Here is a 21,981-nt window from a genome sequence, read left to right as displayed (position 1 = left end):
CCTATTTGAATATTATTCACAGCGGGCTATAATCCTCGTATGGATTTTAAGAAGTTGAGCGGAAGTCTCCTGTTCCGCATCGTTGTCGCGATTATTCTGGGAATTATTGCGTCGTTTATTTTTCATGGCTCTGGCTGGGGTGTTGCCATTTCCAGGATCTTCGTTACCTTTAACGGCCTGTTCGGCAACTTCCTCGGCTTCTTCATTCCGGTTTTGATCTTCGCCCTCATCGCGCCGGCGATCGCCTCCCTCGGCCGCGGCGCCGGCAAGTGGCTGGGTATCACCACTGCCATTGCTTATGTGTCCACGATTATTTCTGGCTTCATCGCCTACGGCATCGCTTTGAGCCTGTACGGCTGGCTTCTTGCTGGTAACAGCACCGCCAAGGTGGATGATATCGATGCGGGCGCGTTGCAGCCCTACTTCGAAATCAAGATGCCTGCGCCGATGGACGTGATGACGGCGTTGTTGCTGGCGTTCACGGTGGGCGTGGCGATGACGGCCGTGAAATCGGATACCTTGTTCCGTGGCACGCAGGATCTCCAGCGTGTCATTATGCACGTGATCAGCGGTTTTATCATTCCGCTGCTGCCGCTTTACATCTTCGGCATGTTCCTGTCGCTGGGCATGAATGGCAACCTTATTAATACCCTGTCCGCCTTTGGTAAGGTGCTCCTCCTCGCGGTGATCATGACGTGGATTATCCTCGTTGGCCAGTACATTATCGCAGGTCTCATCGCCGGCAAGAACCCGTTCACGTCGCTGAAGAATATGCTTCCGGCGTACGCGACGGCGCTCGGCACGTCCTCGTCAGCTGCGACGATTCCGATTACCTATGGGTGCGCGAAGAAGAACGGCGTGACGGACGCGGTCGCCGGCTTCGTCATTCCGCTGTGCGCGACGATCCACCTGTCCGGCTCGATCCAAAAGATTGCCCTGTTCGCGTTCGCGATTGTGTGGATGGACGGCATGGATTTGCCGCCGACGATGGCTATCGGTTTCATCCTTATGCTGGGCATTTTCATGATTGCGGCGCCGGGCGTTCCGGGCGGCGCGATCATGGCCGCGGTCGGTTTGCTGCAGTCGATGCTGGGCTTCGACGATGATCAGGTTGCGCTTATGATTGCGGCCTACATTGCCATCGATTCCTTCGGCACCGCCTGCAACGTCACTGGTGACGGCGCTATCGCGATGGTTGTGAACAAATTCGCTCGCGGTGATATCAAGCGCACGGCCGAGCTCGCCGAGTCCTCCCCCCTCGATTACCAGGCCGAGGCCGCGGCGTCGGTGTCCAAGGATTCCTAGCTTGTCGACGTCCCTTTCTTACTCACTTCGGTAGACCTCACGGTCTCCTGCGGGCGCCCCTGACGGGGCGCCCGTTTTTCATTTCTCTTCACGCGTGCACCCCCACGCCCGTGTGCGCGCACGCGCCCGAGCCAAAACGCGCGGGTGTACGTCTATCTACTACACTCTTGTTGCATGACGAACGACTCTTTTACGTACCGGTACGATGCGCGCTTGGCGCATGACATTGAGAAGAAATGGCAGGGCTATTGGGCGGATAATAATGTGTTCGCGGCCCCGAACCCGGTGGGTGATCTCAAAGAGCCGAATGCCGAGCTGCTGAACAAGCCGAAGCGCTTTGTGCAGGACATGTTCCCCTACCCGTCGGGCGCGGGCCTCCACGTGGGCCACCCGCTGGGCTACATCTCCACGGACGTGTTTGCCCGCTACAGCCGCCACAATGGCTTTAACGTGTTGCATACGCTGGGTTACGATGCGTTTGGCCTGCCGGCGGAACAGTACGCGATCCAGACGGGCACGCATCCGCGGGAGACCACGGAGAAGAATACTCACAACATGGAGCGCCAGCTGGGCCAGCTGGGCCTCGGCCATGATAAGCGGCGCGCGATTCGTACGATCGATACAGATTATTACCGCTGGACGCAGTGGATTTTCCTCACTATTTACAATTCCTACTTCGACGAGGATGAGGAGAAGGCGAAGCCGATCAGCGAGCTGGAGAAGAAGCTCGCGTCCCGCACGGACATGACCCCCGAGCAAAAGGCTGATTACGTCGATTCGAAGCGCCTCGTCTACCGCACGAAGTCGCTGGTCAACTGGTGCCCGGGCCTGGGCACGGTGCTCGCCAACGAGGAGGTCACTGCCGACGGCCGCTCGGAGCGCGGCAACTTCCCGGTGTTCCGCAAGGAGCTCTCCCAGTGGATGATGCGCATCACTGCTTACGGTGACAGGCTTATCGACGACCTCGCTCTGCTCGACTGGCCCGAGAAGGTTAAGTCCATGCAGCGTAACTGGATCGGCCGTTCGACGGGCGCGGAGGTCGATTTCACCATTCGCTGCGACGCTGGCGCAGGCGAAGCCGGCGATCTAAGCGGAAACGACGAGGTCGTTTCCGTCTACACCACCCGCCCCGATACCCTCTTCGGCGCGACGTACATGGTGCTCTCCCCCGAGCACCCCCTCGTCGATAAGCTCATGGATGCCGAGGGTGACACCCCCTACGAGGCCAGCACCAACCCGCAGTGGACGCTCGGCAAGCAGACCCCGGCCGAGGCCGTCGATGCCTACCGCCTCTCCATCGCCGCGAAGTCGGACCTGGAGCGGCAGGAGAACAAGGAGAAGACGGGCGTCTACCTGGGCGTGAAGGCCGTCAATCCGCTCAGCGGCGCGGAGGTCCCGGTGTTCATCTCGGATTACGTGCTCATGGGCTACGGCACGGGCGCGATCATGGCCGTGCCGGCCCACGATACGCGTGACTACGAGTTTGCCACGGTCTTTGGCCTGCCCATCGTGCCGGTTCTCGATGGCGGCAACATCGAGGAGGAGGCGTTTACCGAGGACGGCCCGCATATCAATTCGGATTTCTTGAACGGCCTTAACAAGGAGGACGGCATCGCTGCCGCCATTGAGCGGCTCGAGGAGAACGGCACGGGCCGCGCCAAGAAGCAGTTTAAGCTGCGTGATTGGCTGTTTGCGCGGCAGCGTTACTGGGGCGAGCCGTTCCCCATCGTCTATGACGATGAGGGTCGCGCCCACGCCCTGCCGGAGGACATGCTCCCGGTGGAGCTGCCGGATGTGGAGGACTACAAGCCGGTGACGGCGGATCCCAATGATCGCAATTCGGAGCCGCACCCGCCGCTGGCCAAGGCCACGGACTGGGTGAATGTGACCATTGACCTGGGCGATGGCCCGAAGCACTACACGCGTGATACCAACGTCATGCCGCAGTGGGCGGGGTCGTCGTGGTATCAGCTGCGCTATATCGATCCCACCAACAGCGAGAGGTTCGTTGACATTGAAAACGAGCGCTACTGGACGGGCCCGCAGCCGGATCTCTACGGCCCGCAGGACCCGGGTGGCGTGGATCTGTACGTCGGCGGCGTCGAGCACGCTGTGCTGCACCTCTTGTACGCGCGTTTTTGGCACAAGGTGCTCTTTGACCTGGGCTTTGTCTCCTCCAAGGAGCCGTACCGCAAGCTCTTCAACCAGGGGTACATCCAGGCCTACGCGTACACGGACAAGCGTGGCGTGTACGTCCCGGCGGCCGAGGTAGAAGAGAAGGACGGAAAGTTCTTTTACCAGGGCGAAGAGGTCAATCAGGAGTACGGCAAGATGGGTAAGTCCCTGAAGAACGCAGTCTCCCCCGACCAGGTGTGCGAGGACTTTGGCGCGGATACGCTGCGTCTATATGAGATGGCAATGGGTCCGCTGGACATGTCGCGCCCGTGGGCGACGAAGGATGTCATCGGTTCGCATCGTTTCTTGCAGCGCCTGTGGCGCCTTGCCGTTAATGAAGAGACAGGTGAGCCGGTGTTCACAGATGATGAGCTCACGGCTGATGATGAGAAGCTCCTGCACCGCACGATCGCGGGTGTGCGCGATGATTATGAGCATCTGCGTATCAATACCGTTGTCGCCAAGCTCATCGAGTTGACCAACCACCTCACCAAGCACTACCCCGGTGGCGCCCCCCGCGCGGCCCTCGAGCCGCTGACCATCATGGTGTCCCCCATCGCCCCGCACATCGCCGAGGAGCTGTGGTCGCGCCTCGGTCACTCCGGCGGCATCACGTACGCCCCGTTCCCCACGTTCGACGAGTCTTTGCTTGTCGACGCCTCGGTGGAGCTTCCCGTCCAGGTCAACGGTAAGGTGCGCGCTCACATCACCGTTGCGGTTGAGGCGTCTCGGACGGACGTCCTCGCCGCTGCGAAGGAGGCGGCCGCCTCGCAGCTCACGGGTAAGACGGTGGTGAAGGAGATCGTCGTCCCCGGACGCTTGGTTAACCTCGTGGTGAAGTAGTTAAGCGAAGAATTTCTTAAGGTACCGGGCTCGCCGTTGTGGCGGGCCCGGGTTTTGTTTGTTATCCACCAGGTTGAGGCGGCTTTTTCCCCGGTAAGGACTTTAATAAAACCTTATGGTGATAGCCAGACAAGTAAATATTCATTTATCTGCAGATTTAAGAGTATACTGTGTGTGACCTGTAAATATACGTGGCAGCTGGCATCGGAGTCAGTGCGCTACCAGCTAAATCAAAGGATCTATAACTGTGAGTTCACATGCTTTGCGGAGGAGCCGTCCGCGCGGCTTCTCCATCGCCGCTGCAGCGGTGTCCCTGACTATGGTGTTGCCGGGCCTCGTCCCGGCACAGCCGCCCCAGGCGGTGGCGCAGGAGGCCCCGGCTGCTGATGCGGGTGCGTCGCAGGACGCCAAGCCTCAGCCGGATATGTCCGATGCTCCCACCGACCCGCAGGCCGTGGAGAACGGCTTCTACGATGGCGCCATCGTCTCCCCCGGCGTGAAAGATGCCAAGGGCACGGTCAACGGCAGCGTCGTGGAGATGGGCATGACCCCCACGGAGTGGATCGCCGATGCCGTTACTAACGGCACGCCACTGGGGGGCATTGAGGTCTACGCGCAGTGGACGGAGAAAAACAAGAACGGCCAGATTTCCTCGCCGGTGTACAAGACCACCACAGCGGAGGACGGCTCGTACTCCATCGCGTTGAAGCCGTACAAGGACGCCAACGGCAAGGAGCACACGTTCGAGGCCGATCCCACGGCGGCGTTCAAGGAGAAGGTGCAGCTGTGGTTCCGCGCTCCCAACGATAACGAGGAGCTGTTTTGGGCGTATGGTTACCGCCCGGTGCCTGACGGCATTGTGGTGGATACCACGGGTGGCGCGAGCTGGACTGGTGGCCGCGTGCGCGGTGCCAACGCGATCTTTAAGGCGAAAGAGGATCCGTCGCTGCCGAACCACAAGCCGAAGGATCAGTGGGTGACGCAGTCGCCGGAGAATCTGAAGGGTGGCAACGGCGATATCAACGGCCGTATCTACTGGAACTGGGTGCAGGGCGTGGGTTCGCTGCGCTGGCAGGACGTGAACAACCCGAACCACGATCGCGGTATCCCGGATGTCCAGGTGGTGGCTTCGTACCTGTCGGATGACGCGGTCAACCAGATCGAGGCCTACTACAACGAGCATAAGGCCGACTTCAATAACCACCCCCTGCGCGGCAAGGGGTGGACGCCGCAGGACCAGAAGAAGCTCAACGATTGGATCATGGAGCAGGTCAAGGCGCACCCGGAGTGGATCGCCGAGACGGTGCAGACCGTGACGGATGCCAAGGGCAATTACAAGATCCGCTTCAACGGCACGTACGGAATGGATAACCGCAAGCCCGGTAAGGTGCCCGCCGACAAGGTGGGCAAGGTCGCCGGCAGCCCGCTCGAGGGCTCGTGGGGCGATAGCGGCCTCGCCAAAGACACCAAGCACGTCAACTGGAACTGGATGTACGTGTCCACGCCGAATATGCCGCGTGTGGCGGGCGTGACCACCCCGTGGCGCAACGAGAATTGGGGCGGTTCTAAGTACGCGAACTGGGATCCGGTGGGTACCGAGATCCCCAATGGCGTGACCGCCACCCAGACCATCGCGGCGGATTACTTCTCGCCCGTCAATATCGGTGCGCTTACTCCGCATGCCGTGTTTGACGTGCTCAAGTACGATACGCGGAAGAATTTCGCCACCCCGGGCGTGACGGTGCACACGGGCGCCACCGGCTGGCCGTCGCAGGCCGACCAGAAGTACAAGATCGTGTGGACCGATCCGAACGGCAACGAGATCGAAAGCTGCGAGGCCACCGCCGACGCGAACGGCATGATTCCCACGTGCCCCATGGTGGTGCCGAAGGATCTGAAGGAGGTCTCCACCTACAACGCGACGCTGTACGCGCTCCCTGATGGTGACGATCCGCTCATCATGGGCATCGATAGCTTCACGGCTATCCCCGCCCGTCTGCACACGCCGTACGGCACGGTGGGCCAGGCATACCCGCTGCAGGATCCGGGTAACCCGGCGAACAAGGACGGCAAGGTTGCCGCGTTTGTTGAGGTCCCGGAGAAGATCGGCGATTCCCCGGTGACCTGGACCTACGAACTCGATCCCACCACACCGCTGCCGGCGGGGCTGACGTTTGACCCGAAGACGGGCACGATCACGGGCACGCCGACGGAGTTCGGCACGTGGCCGGTGAAGGTGACGGCGGTTGGTTCCGTCCCTGGCGCGAACAATGAGACCAAGGAAGTTCGGGTCGGCACCACCAATAATCTCACGGTGACCAAGGCGACGATGGTGGATTACACCTTCAAGGAGGGCGAGAAGGGCTCCAAGCCGATCACTGTCCTGGGGCTTCCCGAGGGCGTCAAGGCGACCAACTTCAAGCCTGTCGGCGACCTTCCGGCTGGCTTCTCGCTCGCCCCGGACGGCACGTTGACCGTCGATGAGACGGCCAAGACGGGCCTGTACGAGGATGTCACCATCCAGTACGACGTCGTCGATAAGGACGGTGTCACCCACACCATCCAGGGCAAGGGCAAGGTTGTTGTCACCCCGAACCCGGCGTTGGTGAAGCAGGATAAGGATCTCTACGAGCCGCAGGCCCCGGCCGAGACCGCCACCACCGAGCAGGGCGGCACGGTGACCACCAAGCCGTTGTCGTTCGATGATCCGGCGACGGATGCCACGGAGACGGCCCCCGCCGGCACGCAGTTTGCCCCCGGCAAGGACGCGGACGGCAAGGATGCTCCGTCCTGGGTCACCGTAGATCCCAAGACCGGCGCCGTCACCGCCACCCCGGGCACCGACGTTGCGCCTGGCGTGTACCAGGTCCCGGTCACGGTGACGTACCCGGATGGCACGTCGGATACGGTCAACGTTCCGGTCGAGGTCACCAAGCGCACGCCGGACGCGGAGCGTTACAAGGCCGCCTACCCGTCCACCCCGACGAGCGTGGCGCAGGATTCCACGGGCACGGTCACCGAGCCGAGCTTCGACGATCCCTCCACCGCCGACGTGAAGGAGACCGTGCCCAACGGCACGAAGTTCGGCCCCGGCAAGGGCACCGACGGTAAGGAAACTCCGAATTGGGTGACGGTCGATCCGGATACCGGTCGGCTCACGGTCAAGCCGGGCACCGATGTTGCCCCCGGCACCTACCACGTGCCGGTGCTGGTCACCTACCCCGATGGCTCCACCGCGACAATCTATGCCGATGTCGAGGTGACGGAGAAAAAGCTCACCCAGGCTGAGGCGAGCGTTCCCGCGTACCCGCAGGCCACGGAGGTGTCGCAGCGCGGCGAGGCGAAGGTCCCGGTGACCTTCGACCGCCCGCGCACCTCGGAGACCGAGACGATGCCGGAGGGCACCACCTTCAAAACCGGAACGGCAGCTCCGTCCTGGGCCACCGTTGATTCCAAGACCGGCGAGCTCACCGTCAAGCCCGGTGCGGACGTTCCGGCCGGCGATTACAAGATCCCGGTCGAGGTCACCTACCCCGACGGCTCGAAGGAGACGGTCGAGGTCCCGGTCAAGGTGACGCCGTACGTCTCGGACGCGGAGAAGAACAAGGCCACCTACCCTGCACAGCCGACGGTGGTGGGCAAGGACGCCGAGAAGACGGTGCCGGCCCCCACGGGCGTCAACGGTGCTCCTCTTCCGAATGGCACCACCTTCGCGCCCGGAGCAGACGCACCGACGTGGGCCACCGTCAACCCCGACGGCTCCGTTACCCTGAAGCCCGGCGCTGACATCAAGCCCGGCGAGTACAAGGTCCCCGTCGTCGTCACCTACCCGGATGGTTCGACGCAGACGGTCGAGGTCCCGGTCACGGTTTTGCCCACGGCCGCCGCCGTCGAGCCCACCGCGCCGGCCACCACGCCGGTCAACGCCGGCGAGAAGGCCACCACTGCCCCGTTGCTTTTCGACGATCCGTCGACCCCCGCCACCGAATCGGCCCCGGCTGGCACGACCTTCGCCAAGGGCGAGGGCGCACCGGACTGGGCGACGGTCAACCCGGACGGCTCCGTCACGGTCGAGCCTGGCAAGGATGTCCCCACCGGCGTGACCGAGATCCCCGTCGTTGTCACCTACCCGGACGGCTCCACCGATACGGTGAAGGTCCCCGTCAAGGTGAACCCGTACGTGACCCAGGCCGAGAAGACGCAGCCGAGCTACCCCAAGTCCAACACGATGGTGCAGGCCGGCCAGGAAACCACGGTTCCGGCGCCCACGTTCGATACCCCGGCTCCGGCGGGCACCACGTACGCACCCGGCGAGGGCGTTCCGTCCTGGGCCACGGTCAACCCTGATGGCTCCATTTCCATCAAGCCCGGCAAGGACGTGAAGCCCGGCGACTACACCGTTCCGGTGAAGGTCACCTACCCGGATGGCTCCACGGACATCGTCAACGTCCCGGTGACGGTGACGGAGGCGCCGAAGGACGCCGCCGTCAATAAGCCGCGTTACTCGTCCGAGGATCTCACGGCGGAGGCCGGCAAGGGCCCGGTGACGGGCACGGCCCCGAGCTTCGACGATCCGACCACCGCCGACAAGGTGGAGAAGGCTCCCGCGGGCACGACGTTCAAGGCCGGAACGGACGCACCGACCTGGGCGACCGTCGATCCCGCGACCGGCGCCGTGACGGCCAACCCGCCAGCCGGCACCAAACCCGGCACGTACAAGATCCCCGTCGTGGTCACCTACCCGGATGGCTCCACCGACGAGGGCACGGTCGCCGTCGTGGTGACGGCCCAGAAGAACGCCGCCGCCTACCAGCCGGCGTACGAGACCACCGAGGTGACGCAGGGCACTCCGGCTACGGTTGCCGCGCCCAAGGATGAGAACGGTAAGGATCTTCCGGCTGGCACGACGTACAAGGCCGGAACGGACGCACCGGCGTGGGCCAAGGTCAATTCCGATGGCACCATCACTGTGAACCCGGATGCCACCGTCCCGGCCGGCCGCTACAACATCCCCGTCGAGGTCACCTACCCGGATGGCTCGAAGGAGACCGTCATGGTGCCGGTGAACGTCACCGAGGCGGCCCCGACCAAGGTTGAGAATAAGGATTCCTACGATCCGATCGCCCCGGCCGCCACCACGGTGGAGCCCGGTAAGTCCACCACGACCCCTGCTCCGACGTGGGCAAACGGCAAGACCGCTCCGGCAGGTACGACGTACAAGGCCGGAACGGGCGCACCGTCCTGGGCCACGGTCAACCCCGATGGCACCCTCACCCTCAAGCCGGATTCCACCGTTGAACCCGGCACGTACAACGTCCCGGTTGTCGTCACCTACCCCGATGGCACCACGGACACGTTCTACGTCCCGGTGACTGTTGCCGCCCCGACGGCGCAGAAGACGCAGGCCCAGCAGTCCGAGCCGCGGTACAAGGCGAACGACACCGCCGTTCAGGCCGGGACCACGGTGACGTCGACGGCCCCGTCCTTCGATGATCCCACGACCCCCGCCACGGAAACCGCCCCGGAGGGCACGAAGTTCTCCTTCGATGGCCCGTCGTGGATCACCGTCGATCCTGCCACCGGCCAGGCCACCATCGCCCCCGGTGCCGATGTCAAGCCCGACACGTACCCGGGCACGGTGAAGGCCACGTACGCTGATGGTTCCACCGACGAGATCCCGGTCAAGGTCACGGTGCTGCCGGCCAACGATAACCACCGCTACGAGCCGTCCCCGGCCTCCCCTGGCGCCTCCGTCGCCGCCGGTGAGACCAAGCCGAACGTCACGGCGGTGAGCTTCGACGATCCAGCGACCCCCGCCAAGGAGACCGCCCCCGACGGCACCACGTACAAGGCCGGTGCGGACGCACCGAAGTGGGTCACCGTCAACCCCGACGGCACCTTCACCCTCGCCCCCGGCAAGGACGTCAAGCCCGGCACGTACAACGTCCCGGTCGTCGTCACCTACCCAGATAACACAACGGATACGGTGACGATCCCGGTCACGGTCACCCCGCGCACCACGGACGCCGAGGCACTCCAGCCCCGCTACGCCTCCACACCGGTCACCGCTGGTGAGAAGGCCACCGTTCCTGCTCCGCTTGTCGACGCCTCGGCCGCGCCCTCCGGAACCTCATACAAGGCCGGCGACGGTGTGCCCTCGTGGGCCACGGTCAACCCCGATGGCAGCGTGTCGCTGGCACCCGGCAAGGACGTGGAGCCCGGCACCTATAAGATCCCGGTCGTTGTCACGTACCCGGATGGCTCCACGGAAACGGTCGAGGTCCCGGTGACGGTGGGCGCCCCTGTTAAGCAGGCCGATAAGCTCGCCCCGCGCCTGGATACGGCCTCCGTCCCCGGCGGCACGCTGTCCGAGGCACCGGTCATCGCCGGCGAGGTGATCTCCATGCCCACAGTGTTCCCGGGTGCCGAGGCCCCGGCCGGAACCACGTACACCGGCGATCGCGCGAACCCGTCCTGGGTGACGGTCTCCCCGAGCGGCGGCGTCACCGCAGTCCCGCCGGCCGATGCCAAGCCCGGCCGCTACCCGGTCAAGGTGCTCGTCACCTACCCGGATGGCTCCACCGACGTGATCGAGACCACCATCGTGGTCAAGGCTCGCCCGCAGCTCACGCCGAACTACGGCCCGGCTCACCCGGTGAAGGCCGGCGAGCAGCTGGTCATCGACCCGCCGACGGTGGACAACCCGTTCACCGAACAGGTCGAGCGCCTGCCGGAGAACACCTCGTTCGCCCTCGGTAAGGATGCCCCGTCCTGGGTCACCATCAATCCCGCGACCGGCGCCGTGACGGTCGCCCCGGGCGAGGATGTCGCCCCCGGCACGTACGAGATCCCGGTCGAGGTCACCATCGGTGGCCAGACAAAGACCGTGATGACGCAGGTGACCGTCGTGGTGACCAAGAAGGCCGAGGAGGCCACGCTGCCCGATGCTCGCAAGCACCAGCCGCAGTACCCGGCCAAGACGCCACGCGTCACCGCCGGGAAGGACGGCTCCGTCGCGGCCCCGAGCTTCGACGATCCGACCACTGACGCAGTGGAAGAGACCCCGGAGAAGGTCTCCTTCGCCCCCACGGATGAGACTCCCTCGTGGGTGAAAGTCGACCCGAAGACCGGCGCGCTCACTCTCGCCCCTGGCGCGGATGTCGCCCCCGGCGGCTACCTCGTCCCGGTCAAGGTAACCTACGCCGACGGTTCGAGCGAGGTCGTAAGCGTCCCGGTGATCGTCGAGAAGCCGAAGGCTGAGCGCCTCAGCGATGCCAACCAGCCCGCCTACCCGGCCTCCACCCCAATGGTGTTCGCCGGAAAGCAGGCCACGGTCCCGGCCCCGAGCTTCGACAACCCTGCCACGGAGGGCACCGAAACTGCCCCCGCCGGCACCACCTTCGCGCTTGGTAAGAACGCTCCGACCTGGGTGACCATCGATGCCACCACCGGCGCGCTCACCCTCGCCCCCGGTGCCGACGTTCCCGCCGGCACGTATCAGATCCCGATCGTCGTCACCTACCCCGACGGCTCCACCGACACGGTGTACCAGGACGTCGCGGTCGTCGTCTCCGGCCTCAGCTACGCGCCCACCAAGGTGGGCGACAAGCCGGTGACCCTGCCCCTCGTCTCCGACAAGGAGCTCCCCGCGGGTGCCACCTTCAAGGTGACCGAGGTTCCCCAGGGGTGGGACAACGCCGTCACGGTTGACCCGAAGACCGGCGCCCTCACCGTCACGGCCCCCAAGGACGCCAAGCCCGGCACGTACAGCATCATGGTGACCGAGTTCATAGGCGGTGCCCCCGTGAGCGCCGCCGTCGCCACCGTGACGGTCCCCGAGGAGCTGAACATCCCGGCCATCGTCGGCGGTGTCCTCGGTGGCCTGGCGGTTCTCGGTGGCGGTGCCTGGGCCCTCAGCCAGCTGGGGATCATCCCCTCCGGCTCTGACAACCCCGGTTCCCACGCCAAGCCCGAGGCTCCCGAGGCTCCCGCTCAGCCCGAGACGACCAAGCCCGACACCACCAAGCCTGGCGACCAGCCCGGCCAGCAGGGCAAGGGCGACGGCAAGGCCTCCGAGCCGATTCGCTCCGGCGACAAGGCGCCGAGCAACGCCAAGCCTGGCAAGCACGCCAAGAAGGACCTCGCGTCCACCGGCGTGCAGTACGTGCAGATCGCTGCCCTCCTGGGCGCGCTCTCACTGCTCATCGGTGCCGCGTTCATCGCGCTGCGCCGCCGCCGCGAAGACTAATTATTAGTCACGCATAGGGCCCCACCTCCCCGGTGGGGCCCTTTGTGCTGCTCGAGCCTTGCCCCAAGCTCCACATAGTTCACACCACCGAATTAGTGCGCAACTGCGCCGCCGCGCACTACTTTCCCCCACTGAACTAGTGCGCGGTCGCGCATGACGATGAGCTTCGGCAAGCTCGTGCCACCGGGCGGAGTGCCCGCCCGCGCCCGAGTCTGCGCCGCCGCGCACTAGTTTCCCTCCAAACCGAAAAAAGTGGGCACGATCTTTTGTAGCAAACTTGCCCAACGGGGCAAACGGGAAACCGCCCCACGATCGGGGCCGAAAGTGTCGGACCCAAGTTTGCGTGGGAATATTTTCAGGTGCAGAACTAGTGCGCGGTCGCGCACAGAAGCTCGGCACCTGCAGTCCCCTCGCGTGTCATACTCGATGGCTTTGCCACCGCGCACTACTTTCCCCCACTGAACTAGTGCGCGGTCGCGCGCAAAGCGATATTTCGGGCCTGGCCGAGAAACCTGGCGGAGAATCCGATCGTGCCCGCCCGCGCCCGAGTCTGCGCCGCCGCGCACTAGTTTCCCCCCAAACCGAAAAAAGTGGGCACGATCTTTTGTAGCAAACTTGCCCAACAGGGCAAACGGGAAACCGCCCCACGATCGGGGCCGAAGTTTTCGGACCCAAGTTTGCGTGGGAATATTTTCAGGTGCAGAACTAGTGCGCGGTCGCACACAGAAGCTCGGCACCTGCAGTCCCCTCGCGCGTCATACTCGATGACTGCGCTGCCGCGCACTACTTTCCCTAACCGAACTAGTGCGCGGTCGCGAATAAAGCCAGATCTTTGACCTGGCCCAGCGGTCTGGCGGAGAATCCGATCATGCCCGACCGCGTCCCACACTGCGCGGCCGCGCACTAGTGTCTACCCCAAACAGAAAAACGCAGCACCACCCACCTAGTAGCGAACCTGATTAGCCGCGCAAAGGCAGAAGCACCCCAAACCCCCAGCTGCTAACTACCCGGAACCATAAATGCTGTCGCGCAAACCGCCCGCGCCACGGGCCGGCTCCACTACGGAAGAACATATGAGAACATATACCGCCTTCGCGCTCACCGGGCTCGTCGCGGCCGGCCTGCTCGCTGGTTGCTCAACCAGCACCGCGTCTGAGGATCCGCTTACCGTCACCACCACGTCCACGGAGCCCGCTTCCACGGAGTCCACGCCCACCGAGGCGCCCAAAGAAGCCTGCACCGACCCCACCATGGACCTGGCGGAAACGCAATTCGGCCTGTACCTCAGCGACGAGGCTCTCCCCTCCGACCCGTCCCCGTGGACTTTCGAAGTTGAGGAGAACCAATTCGATCCGTGTGCCCAGTTGTCCTGGGTGGTCCTGGAGGGCAAGAATGACCCTGGTAAGGCCCTGGTGTTCTTCCATGGCGAGGATATGATCCGCGATCAGGAGCCCGTCGTCTTGCCGGTGGCGGATGTGATCCGCGTGTCGGATACGCAGGTGAAGGTCGGCGATACTACCTATACCCTCGAGGGCGAGAGTCTTACGGTGGACAATCCGTCGCAGGGCCAGACCCTCAGCATTGCCACTCCTCCGCCGGCCCGGGAGGCTATCACCAGGTATTACGGCAACGTCAACGGCAAGCCGTGGGACCAGGAGCTCAAACCATCCGGCATGTACACCTACCCCATCGGCGAGCACAACCTGTTGTGCAGTAACCCGTATGAGGGCAGGATCATGTGCCAACGCGGCAACTTCCCGCACGTCAACACGATGGAGCAGGATGGCCTCATCGATGACCAGTCAGCCGATGTCGCGATGATGTCGTTTAGCCTACCCTTTTACTTGGAGACGCAGTACCTCCCCGGCGGCAACATGGAGGGCGACGGCACGCTCGCGCCGGGCACGTACCGGCAGGGCGATCTCCTCATCAAGTACACCGGCGACACCCTCACCTTCACCAATGGCACGGTGGCCTACGAGCTTGGCGACGGCATCGCCCGCTTCAACGACGATTCCCCGCTCCTCCTCGATTCCATCAAGGCCTCCGAGTACCTCCGCAGCATCGGCGGCTAGAAAAACCGCACACAGATATGGTCTGACCACTGCTAAAACCGCAGTTGGTCAGATCTGCTACAACCGGTTGTGCCAACTTTTTCTTAAATCAGCCCCAAACCCAGCCCAAAACCCCCAAACCTACCCCTGGCACCGCGGGCACCAGTACAGCTTGCGGCCCCCGTCCACCTCCATCGAAATGGGCGTGCCGCACACGAGGCACGGCTCGCCCGCGCGCCGGTACACGTACACCTCGCCGCCGTGCGCGTCCACCCGCGGTGGCCTGCCCTGCGCCTCGGGCGAATGCTGCGCCCTAACCGTGTCGATGCGTCCGTGCTCCTCCCCGTAGCGCATCAAATCGACCAGATCGGCCCAGATCGCCGCCTGCTGTTCCTCCGGCACGGAACTAGCCACCTCAAACGGCGAGATCCCCTGCCTGAACAGCACCTCGCACCGGTAGATGTTGCCCACGCCCGCGTACAGCCGCTGGTCCATGAGCGCCGCCCCGATGCTCCGTCGCACCCGCGCCAGGTTCGGTGCCTCCGTTCCGGTCACCAGTGGATCTGCTCCTAGCTTGTCGACGGCCCCCTCAACGTCCGCACCACCCACCAGCCGGCACCACTGTGGTCCGTGCAGGTCGGCGGCGACCAGGGAATCGGAGATCCGCATCCGCACCACCCCCTGCGGCGGGGCGAGCGGCGCCACCCGGAACTTCCCTATGAGGCCCAGGTGGATATGAACAAAACGAGACCCCGCGAACTCGATGAACAAGTGCTTGCCGTACGCCCGCGCGGCGACCAGCGACGAGCCGTCGAGAAGCCGGGCCTCGGCAGCGAAGCGCCCCTGCGGCGAGGTGACGTGGACACGGTGACCACCGAAGGCGTCGGTAAGCGTGCGAGCGAGTCGGTGGATGACGTGTCCTTCAGGCATACTCCATTACTTTACTGGGCGCAGTGTGCTGCAGCCGAGGAGCACCAGGCCCACCACGCCAAAGGCGAGGAGCGCCGAGGAGAGTCCCAAGGACCAGTTGCAGCGATATACGAAACTAATTTCCGAATTGTCAAGAAGGCTAGGGAAGCTGACTTGAACGTATTCGTGGATAAGGATGCGGAACAAGGCATCGCCATTGTTAAGGATGTGCGAGATAGCTCAAGCTACTATCCGTTTACGGCCAAGGGTTGCATCAATGAGGTCAGGAAGAGGCTCAAACGGGCGAGAATCACAATCAAGTGGAAAGGCGAGGATGTAACCTTCAACAAATTTCATTTCGACTTGTTCGTCAGAGTATTTTCCATGAAGTCCAACGCCAAGTTTGCCTACGATCGCAAAGCAAAGAATGAGAAAGCTTCTTCTTGGATTTATTCTCAGCAGGCTATTGATTTCATTGTTCGCTATCTAACGAAGGACCCAATGAACTGTCTCGACCAGCTGAGGCTGAAGACCACCGAAAAGATATAACAACAAAACGCCGACCCCGGGAGCAAAGGAGTTCTCGGGCCGATCAAGCCTTACTCCCATGTGGGAACCCAGCTTTATCCTTCTCGGGTCGACGTCTTTGGCCCCGAGCTTACAATCCTCCTTCCTCCCCCGCAAGAGCAACCGCGCTCGCAAGCCACAGTAACCGTCTGTACTACTATGGGGGGACGTGGAAATAGGATTTGATCGCGATAAGTACATTGAGATGCAGTCGAAGCACATCGCCGAGCGCCGCGACGCCATCGGTGGCAAGCTCTACCTGGAGATGGGTGGCAAGCTCTTCGACGATTACCACGCCTCGCGCGTGCTTCCCGGGTTCACGCCCGACAACAAGATCGCGATGCTCGAGACCCTGAAGGACGAGCTCGAGATCCTCGTGTGCATGAACGCGAAGGACCTCCAGCGTCAGAAGGTCCGCGCCGACCTCGGCATCACCTACGAGGATGATGTTTTGAGGCTTATCGACGTCTTCCGGGGCCGGGGTTTCCTCGTCCAAACGGTGGTCATCACCCAGTTCGAAGACGATAACACCCTCGCCTTCGATTTCCGCGACCGCCTCGAGCGCCTCGGCCTCACCGTCCGTCGCCACCGCGTTATCCCTGGTTACCCCAACAATCCCAACACCATCGTCAGTGACGAGGGCTTCGGCCGCAACGAGTACGTGGAGACGTCCCGCGACCTCATCATTGTCACCGCGCCGGGCCCGGGTTCCGGCAAGCTCGCCACGTGCCTGTCGCAGGTCTACCACGATAACAAGCGCGGCATTCCCGCAGGGTACGCCAAGTTTGAGACGTTCCCCATCTGGAACCTCCCGCTCGAGCACCCGGTCAACCTCGCGTACGAGTCGGCCACCGTCGATCTCGCGGACCTCAACGTCATCGACCCGTTCCACCTGGCGGTCTACGGCGAGCAGGTGTCTAGCTACAACCGCGATGTCGAGTCGTTCCCGCTGCTCAAGACCCTCCTGGAGAAGTCCACCGGCAGTTGCCCCTACCAGTCCCCCACGGACATGGGCGTCAACATGGCCGGTTATTGCATCGTCGACGATGACGCCTGCCGCGCCGCCGCCGGCCAGGAGATCATCCGCCGCTACTACAAGGCGCTTGTGGAGGAGAAGCAGAACGCCCTGGACGATACTCTTTCTTCCCGCGCCGCGATGGTGATGAACAAGGCGGGGCTGTCCACCTCGGATCGCGCCGTCGTTGCCCCGGCCGTCGAGCTTGCCCAGTCCACCGGTGCCCCCGCCTCGGCCCTCCAGCTCGCCACCGGCGACATCATCACCGGCAAGACCTCTCCGCTTCTTGGCTGCTGCTCAGCCATGCTCCTCAACGCCCTCAAGCACCTGGCGGGCATCGGTCGCCATATCGATCTGCTCTCCCCCGAGTCGATCGAGCCGATCCAGACTCTCAAAACCAAGCACCTCGGCTCCCGCAACCCGCGCCTCCACACCGACGAGGTGCTCATCGCCCTGTCGGTGTCGGCCTCCACGGATGACAACGCCCGCCGCGCCCTCGATAAGCTCGGTGAGCTCTACGGTTGCGACGTCCACACCACCACCATCCTCGGCCCCGTCGACGAGGGTATCTTCCGCAACCTCGGCGTCCTCGTCACCTCCGAGCCCGTCTACCAGCGCAAATCGCTGTACAAAAAGAAGTAAATGCGCGTTTCCCGCCGACTCCTCGTCGCGAGCCTCGTCGCCGCCCTTACGGTCATCGTCCTTCTGACGGTGGGAAAATCCGCGGTCACCATCCCCGGCCTGTGGCAGGCGAGCGTCCAGCACACCCGCACGTTCCGCTGGGTCCCGTTCGGCGATTTCTTCCGCTATTCTCACCCCCTCATCCCCCTGTATTACCTGCTCGGCAACGTCGCCCTCTTCGTCCCCCTCGGCTACGTCCTCCGCCACCGCCTCACCCTCCGCACCACCGTCGCCGCCGGCGCCCTGACCTCCGCCCTCGTCGAAGCCTCCCAGTTCATCTTCGCCCTCGGCTACACCGACCTCAACGACATCCTCAACAACACCCTCGGCACCGCCCTCGGGGCCGCCGCCTTCCACCTCTTTGGCCCGCGTCGTTGGGCCCACGCCATGATCCTCGCCTCCCCCCTCGCTGTCCTCTCCCTCTACGCTCTTTTTTCGCTTGTCGACGTTTAGTAGCTGCCCCCGAGCCACGTCCCGGACCCCTTTACTTCCCACCCCGGACTATCAAGCCCCCCTCGGACCTCATTCCTCGTAATCATCGTATGGACAGTTGTGAGGGGCTAACTAGTGCGCGGCCGCGCAGTGTCCTTAGAACTGCTTTCGTACTGCTAACTAGTGCGCGGTCGCGCAGTCCGCGCAGCGGCCCGCCCTGGATCGCGATATGTTTGTAGTACGAATAAGTGCGCGGTCGCGCACCGTGAAGTGTCATGAACTGCTCCTTTATTCCCTTGGGCTACGGATTAATGAGCGGCGGCGCGGGGAAATTCAACGAGTCTTGGTGTTGTGCTGGTTGATAACTTGCCGCATCATACTTCACCCCGGAAGGTATGTCCGGTGTGGCTGAAGCACTGCGCGGCGGCGCACTAATTAGCACCGCAAAAACAGTGCGCGGAGCTGGTTGGGGTTGGGATGTGCCGTGCCCTATTCCTCTCGTAGTTGCCTGCGGTGAAGCGCACAAGTGACGTATACGACTGAAGCACTGCGCGGTCGCGCACTAGTTTTTGCCGCAAAATAAACCGTATGGACAATCGCATATCACTGCCTAAACGTGGGAACACGCCGGTCATGAGCCTGCGAAAGTATAAGAGTTCGAATGCATCGAACTGTTACCAAACTGTTACAAAAAACCCTAGGCAGGGGAGGTATGACGGTGTAGGCTCAAACTTGTAATAGAACACACATACTAATTTGCGGGAGGATTTTCGGGGGATATGGACGAGATAGCTAGAAGCCGTACATCCCGGGCATGGTGCCGAGCACAAGGTAAAGAGGTCTCTGCAGAAGTGAAGTTGCCCGGTCCTCAGGACCTGATACGCTGCCTCAGCGCGAACTTTGTTTCCACTACGATCTATAGAGCCCGCTTGTTGTTGGCTATCGGGATCTACTGTGAGATGGGTCTATCAAAGTGCGTGGGAGCATCCACGGACCATAATTACTTGGTTGCCAAGTTGGGGATATCTCACCGCACGGCATTTGAATATTGCCAGGTAGGCAGGCGGCTTCTGGAGTTTGACTACCTGTCGGAAGTGTTTTGTTCAGGCAAGCTTTCGTATTACAAGGTGCGTAAGTTGATCCACTATCTCTCGCAGGAAAATGAGCATGAGTTGGTGGATTTGGCGGTCTCGTTGACGTATGACGGCCTGGAGGAGCAGCTGGCGGGCAAAGAGAAGAATGAGGAGCCAGGTGAAGAGGAGTATTTCCGGGTCTCGGTCGACGATGATACTGGTAAGGTGCACTTCTCAGGTACATTAAATCCAGATCACGGGGCTCAATTTTTGGCGGCCCTGAAGATCGGGGAACTTGCCCAGTTGCGCGACGTTGGGTGCGACGAAGCCGAAGAGATCTTCCAAGGTCGGGATGCTAAAGCTAGCGGGAGAGGCGAACAAGGTACTGCCACTGAACCTGCACCTAAACTTATGCCTGTGCTCGAGGGCGAGTTAGTGGATTCGGACGAGAGCATCGAGGAGGACCTGAAGTTCTACGATTTCGAACCAGCCAAACATCCGCAACAAAGTCGCCCGAGTTTTTCGTTGCAGGATGTTTTGGCACCGCCTGAAAGCCAGCCATCGGACCAGCCAGACGTTCCCGCTGCTGAAAAGAAAAAGGATGCCGCTCGTGAGTCCGTTACCAGGTTTGGAAAGACGCGCCGCTCTCTCTATCTCGACGCGCTTTTCGGTGTCATCGATGTAGTCCGCAGTCAGCCACGTTCCACGGTGCGAGCACCGGGGGCCCAGGTCAACGTGATAGTCAAAGAAAATGGCCAGATGTATCTCCCGGACCAGCTTGGTGCTGATCCACGCCACGTCATGCGCCTTATTTTGGATGGGGCGTTCCGCTATCACTGGGTCGATCACAACGGTAATCACCTGGCGCTCGGCCGCGAGCACAGGCTGGTGACAAAGGACCAGGAGTTTGCGCTGCTTGCACGCTGGAATTACCGTTGCGCGATGCCCGGCTGCGACCACTCGCGGTTCCTGGAATTCCACCACATCTTCGATTGGGCTTCCGGTGGCGAGACGGACATGGATAATCTCCTTCCCCTGTGCGCCGGCTGTCACGCGCTGGTCACTCGTGGGCTGGTCAAGATTTACGTCGATGAGCATGATCCGCGTCTCCTGCGCTTCGAGTTCCCCTCCGGCGACTGCTTCACCTCCATCGGTCGCACGCCCCCGCGCCTCAACGATCAGCTCCCCTTCGATGCCCAGCCCCGCCCCCACGTTCCGGAGCGCGTGTTTAACCTCGAGGCCGGTGAGGTGCCGAACTTCGATGATGTCCCTGTTTCGGTTTAGTTCTCTCTTGCTTGTCGACGTCCTCTTCTCACCGTTCCTGCATCAGTCACCGAAGCCCCGGCGTGAATCACATGCTGGGAAAAGAGATTCGCGCCGGGGCAGGGCTAGGCATGAAATGAACGAACTTTCTTACTTCATCACCTCGCTTTCGTTAGTATCACTGAGGTTTGCTTACTGTCTGCTGAAGGCCTGGAGAGCCTGCTTGAAAAACAGCTCTCCAAAAAACTTCACCAGGGCGGCCACCACGGCCACCACTCCTACGCCACCGATGATGGCGGAGAGCCACTCGATTCCGGCCTCAAGGTCGGAGCCTTTCTCGGTGTCGACACCGGTGGACCCGGAGGCCTGCACGGCAGTTCCCGTGGTGGTCGGAGTCGCGGCTTCTGCTATAGGCAGTGCACCTACGGTGAGGCTTGCTGCGAGACATAGTGTGAGCGGAGTTCGTGTGCGCATGGTGGCTGGTCCTAGAAGTGCGGCAGTTGGTCTACGAGTGCCTGCAGTTGCTCCCCGAGGCCGGGAACCGCCCCGTTCACCGCGGCGGCGATACCGGCGATGATGAAGCCAAGTGCGGCGAGGATGCCGATGACAACGCCGGCGAACTTCCCTGAGTCTTGCCCCATCTCCACGGAGAATTGTGCGGAGCTGGTCAGCTCGTTGGGGGTGGTTGCTGCGGGGTCTTTGCCGTCGTCGTAGTCAAGGACGAGATCCACGGCGGAGTTAGCGAGCTCCTCGCCTACTTCGTAGTGCTGCAGGGATTTCACCATGCCGGTGGCCGCGTAGCTGGTGGCATCCTGGAAGTTGGAATCGTGACCGGGTGCAATGGCGCTGGGCAGCGAGAACGTGATCAGCGGCTCTTGGGTTCCGGTCTTATCGATCTTGTTTTCTTCCTTGCCGCCAACAACCCCGGAGACCACGTAATCGCCCACCAGCGTCGCCTTCGTGTCGTCTACCGTGATCTTGAGGTTGGAGTAGGTGAGATCGAGGCCGTGTTTGCCGGGTCCACCGAAGTTCTTGTGGCCGATGATGTGGACGGAGCCGCGCAGCGCGACGCTGCCATTTCCGGTCGCATCGAGGTGAGTGGCGCCTGGATCAACGGGAAACAGGAATTGGTTTTGCTCCTCGGAGAAGCTGGCACCATCGGTGAAGCTGAAGGAACCTTTGGCCAGTGGCCCGCGGACGTAGCTAATAAAGGAGGATTTGATTGGCCACGCGAACGTGCCACCGAGGAGTGCGTTGCTGTGTGAGGCAGTGGTGCCACTGTCAGCCGTCGATACGGTCGGCGTTTCCGCTGCGCCAGCTGGAGCAACGACCCCCATAGCAAGTGCGCAGGTAACACCTGCCGCCAGGAGAGATTGTGAAAGGAAACGCGTGGTCATAAATGTGAGATCCTTCTAA

11 protein-coding genes are annotated in these 21,981 nt (G+C 62.5%); 8 read left to right on the top strand and 3 right to left on the bottom strand.

Features of this window, described 5'->3' with window-relative positions:
• Window positions 1-39 precede the first annotated feature (39 nt).
• The 4 genes from HMPREF1219_RS08535 to HMPREF1219_RS08520 all read left to right on the top strand — a co-directional run bounded on the left by HMPREF1219_RS08535 (window position 40) and on the right by HMPREF1219_RS08520 (window position 14,646).
• The gene (locus tag HMPREF1219_RS08535) at window positions 40-1,305 is read left to right on the top strand and encodes a dicarboxylate/amino acid:cation symporter (RefSeq protein WP_016458508.1); all 1,266 of its coding nucleotides are present in this window, start codon (window positions 40-42) and stop codon (window positions 1,303-1,305) included.
• A 174-nt stretch (window positions 1,306-1,479) separates the two neighbouring features.
• Window positions 1,480-4,323, top strand: a complete 2,844-nt coding sequence (gene leuS, locus HMPREF1219_RS08530) for a leucine--tRNA ligase (protein ID WP_016458507.1) — start codon at window positions 1,480-1,482, stop codon at window positions 4,321-4,323.
• 247 nt (window positions 4,324-4,570) lie between these two features.
• A complete protein-coding gene (locus HMPREF1219_RS08525) occupies window positions 4,571-12,571 on the top strand; it encodes a Rib/alpha-like domain-containing protein (protein ID WP_016458506.1) in 8,001 nt (2,666 codons plus the stop codon).
• 1,073 nt (window positions 12,572-13,644) lie between these two features.
• A complete protein-coding gene (locus HMPREF1219_RS08520; protein ID WP_040427506.1) occupies window positions 13,645-14,646 on the top strand; it encodes an LppP/LprE family lipoprotein in 1,002 nt (333 codons plus the stop codon).
• A 120-nt stretch (window positions 14,647-14,766) separates the two neighbouring features.
• Here HMPREF1219_RS08520 and HMPREF1219_RS08515 read toward each other — a convergent pair whose 3' ends face one another.
• On the bottom strand, window positions 14,767-15,555 hold the full coding sequence (locus HMPREF1219_RS08515; RefSeq protein ID WP_016458504.1) for an Fpg/Nei family DNA glycosylase: 789 nt from the start codon (window positions 15,553-15,555) through the stop codon (window positions 14,767-14,769).
• Between HMPREF1219_RS08515 and HMPREF1219_RS08510 the strand changes: the two genes are divergently transcribed.
• The 4 genes from HMPREF1219_RS08510 to HMPREF1219_RS08495 all read left to right on the top strand — a co-directional run bounded on the left by HMPREF1219_RS08510 (window position 15,541) and on the right by HMPREF1219_RS08495 (window position 20,586).
• Window positions 15,541-16,083 (top strand): hypothetical protein, encoded by a 543-nt coding sequence (locus HMPREF1219_RS08510; protein WP_051120534.1) that lies wholly within the window; start codon window positions 15,541-15,543, stop codon window positions 16,081-16,083. The two genes, HMPREF1219_RS08515 and HMPREF1219_RS08510, sit on opposite strands and share 15 nt — an antisense overlap.
• A gap of 187 nt (window positions 16,084-16,270) precedes the next feature.
• Window positions 16,271-17,758 carry a DUF1846 domain-containing protein gene (locus HMPREF1219_RS08505; protein ID WP_016458502.1) on the top strand — a complete coding sequence of 496 codons (1,488 nt, stop codon included), beginning with the start codon at window positions 16,271-16,273 and terminating at the stop codon, window positions 17,756-17,758.
• Window positions 17,759-18,250 carry a VanZ family protein gene (locus tag HMPREF1219_RS08500; RefSeq protein WP_016458501.1) on the top strand — a complete coding sequence of 164 codons (492 nt, stop codon included), beginning with the start codon at window positions 17,759-17,761 and terminating at the stop codon, window positions 18,248-18,250.
• A 1,106-nt stretch (window positions 18,251-19,356) separates the two neighbouring features.
• Window positions 19,357-20,586, top strand: coding sequence for an HNH endonuclease (locus tag HMPREF1219_RS08495; protein WP_425387092.1), 1,230 nt, complete (start codon window positions 19,357-19,359; stop codon window positions 20,584-20,586).
• A 171-nt stretch (window positions 20,587-20,757) separates the two neighbouring features.
• Here HMPREF1219_RS08495 and HMPREF1219_RS12855 read toward each other — a convergent pair whose 3' ends face one another.
• Both HMPREF1219_RS12855 and HMPREF1219_RS08485 read right to left on the bottom strand, forming a co-directional pair.
• Complete coding sequence (locus HMPREF1219_RS12855) at window positions 20,758-21,039, bottom strand: hypothetical protein (protein WP_016458498.1); 282 nt, start codon at window positions 21,037-21,039, stop codon at window positions 20,758-20,760.
• Between the two features lie 11 nt (window positions 21,040-21,050).
• The gene (locus tag HMPREF1219_RS08485; protein ID WP_016458497.1) at window positions 21,051-21,962 is read right to left on the bottom strand and encodes an HtaA domain-containing protein; all 912 of its coding nucleotides are present in this window, start codon (window positions 21,960-21,962) and stop codon (window positions 21,051-21,053) included.
• Window positions 21,963-21,981: the final 19 nt, after the last annotated feature.

Origin of the sequence: Corynebacterium pyruviciproducens ATCC BAA-1742 (assembly GCF_000411375.1) — a bacterium.
GTDB classification, from domain to species: Bacteria; Actinomycetota; Actinomycetes; order Mycobacteriales; family Mycobacteriaceae; genus Corynebacterium; species Corynebacterium pyruviciproducens.
Note: the sequence above shows the minus strand (reverse complement) of the source record. Positions and strands in the feature narration are given on the sequence as shown.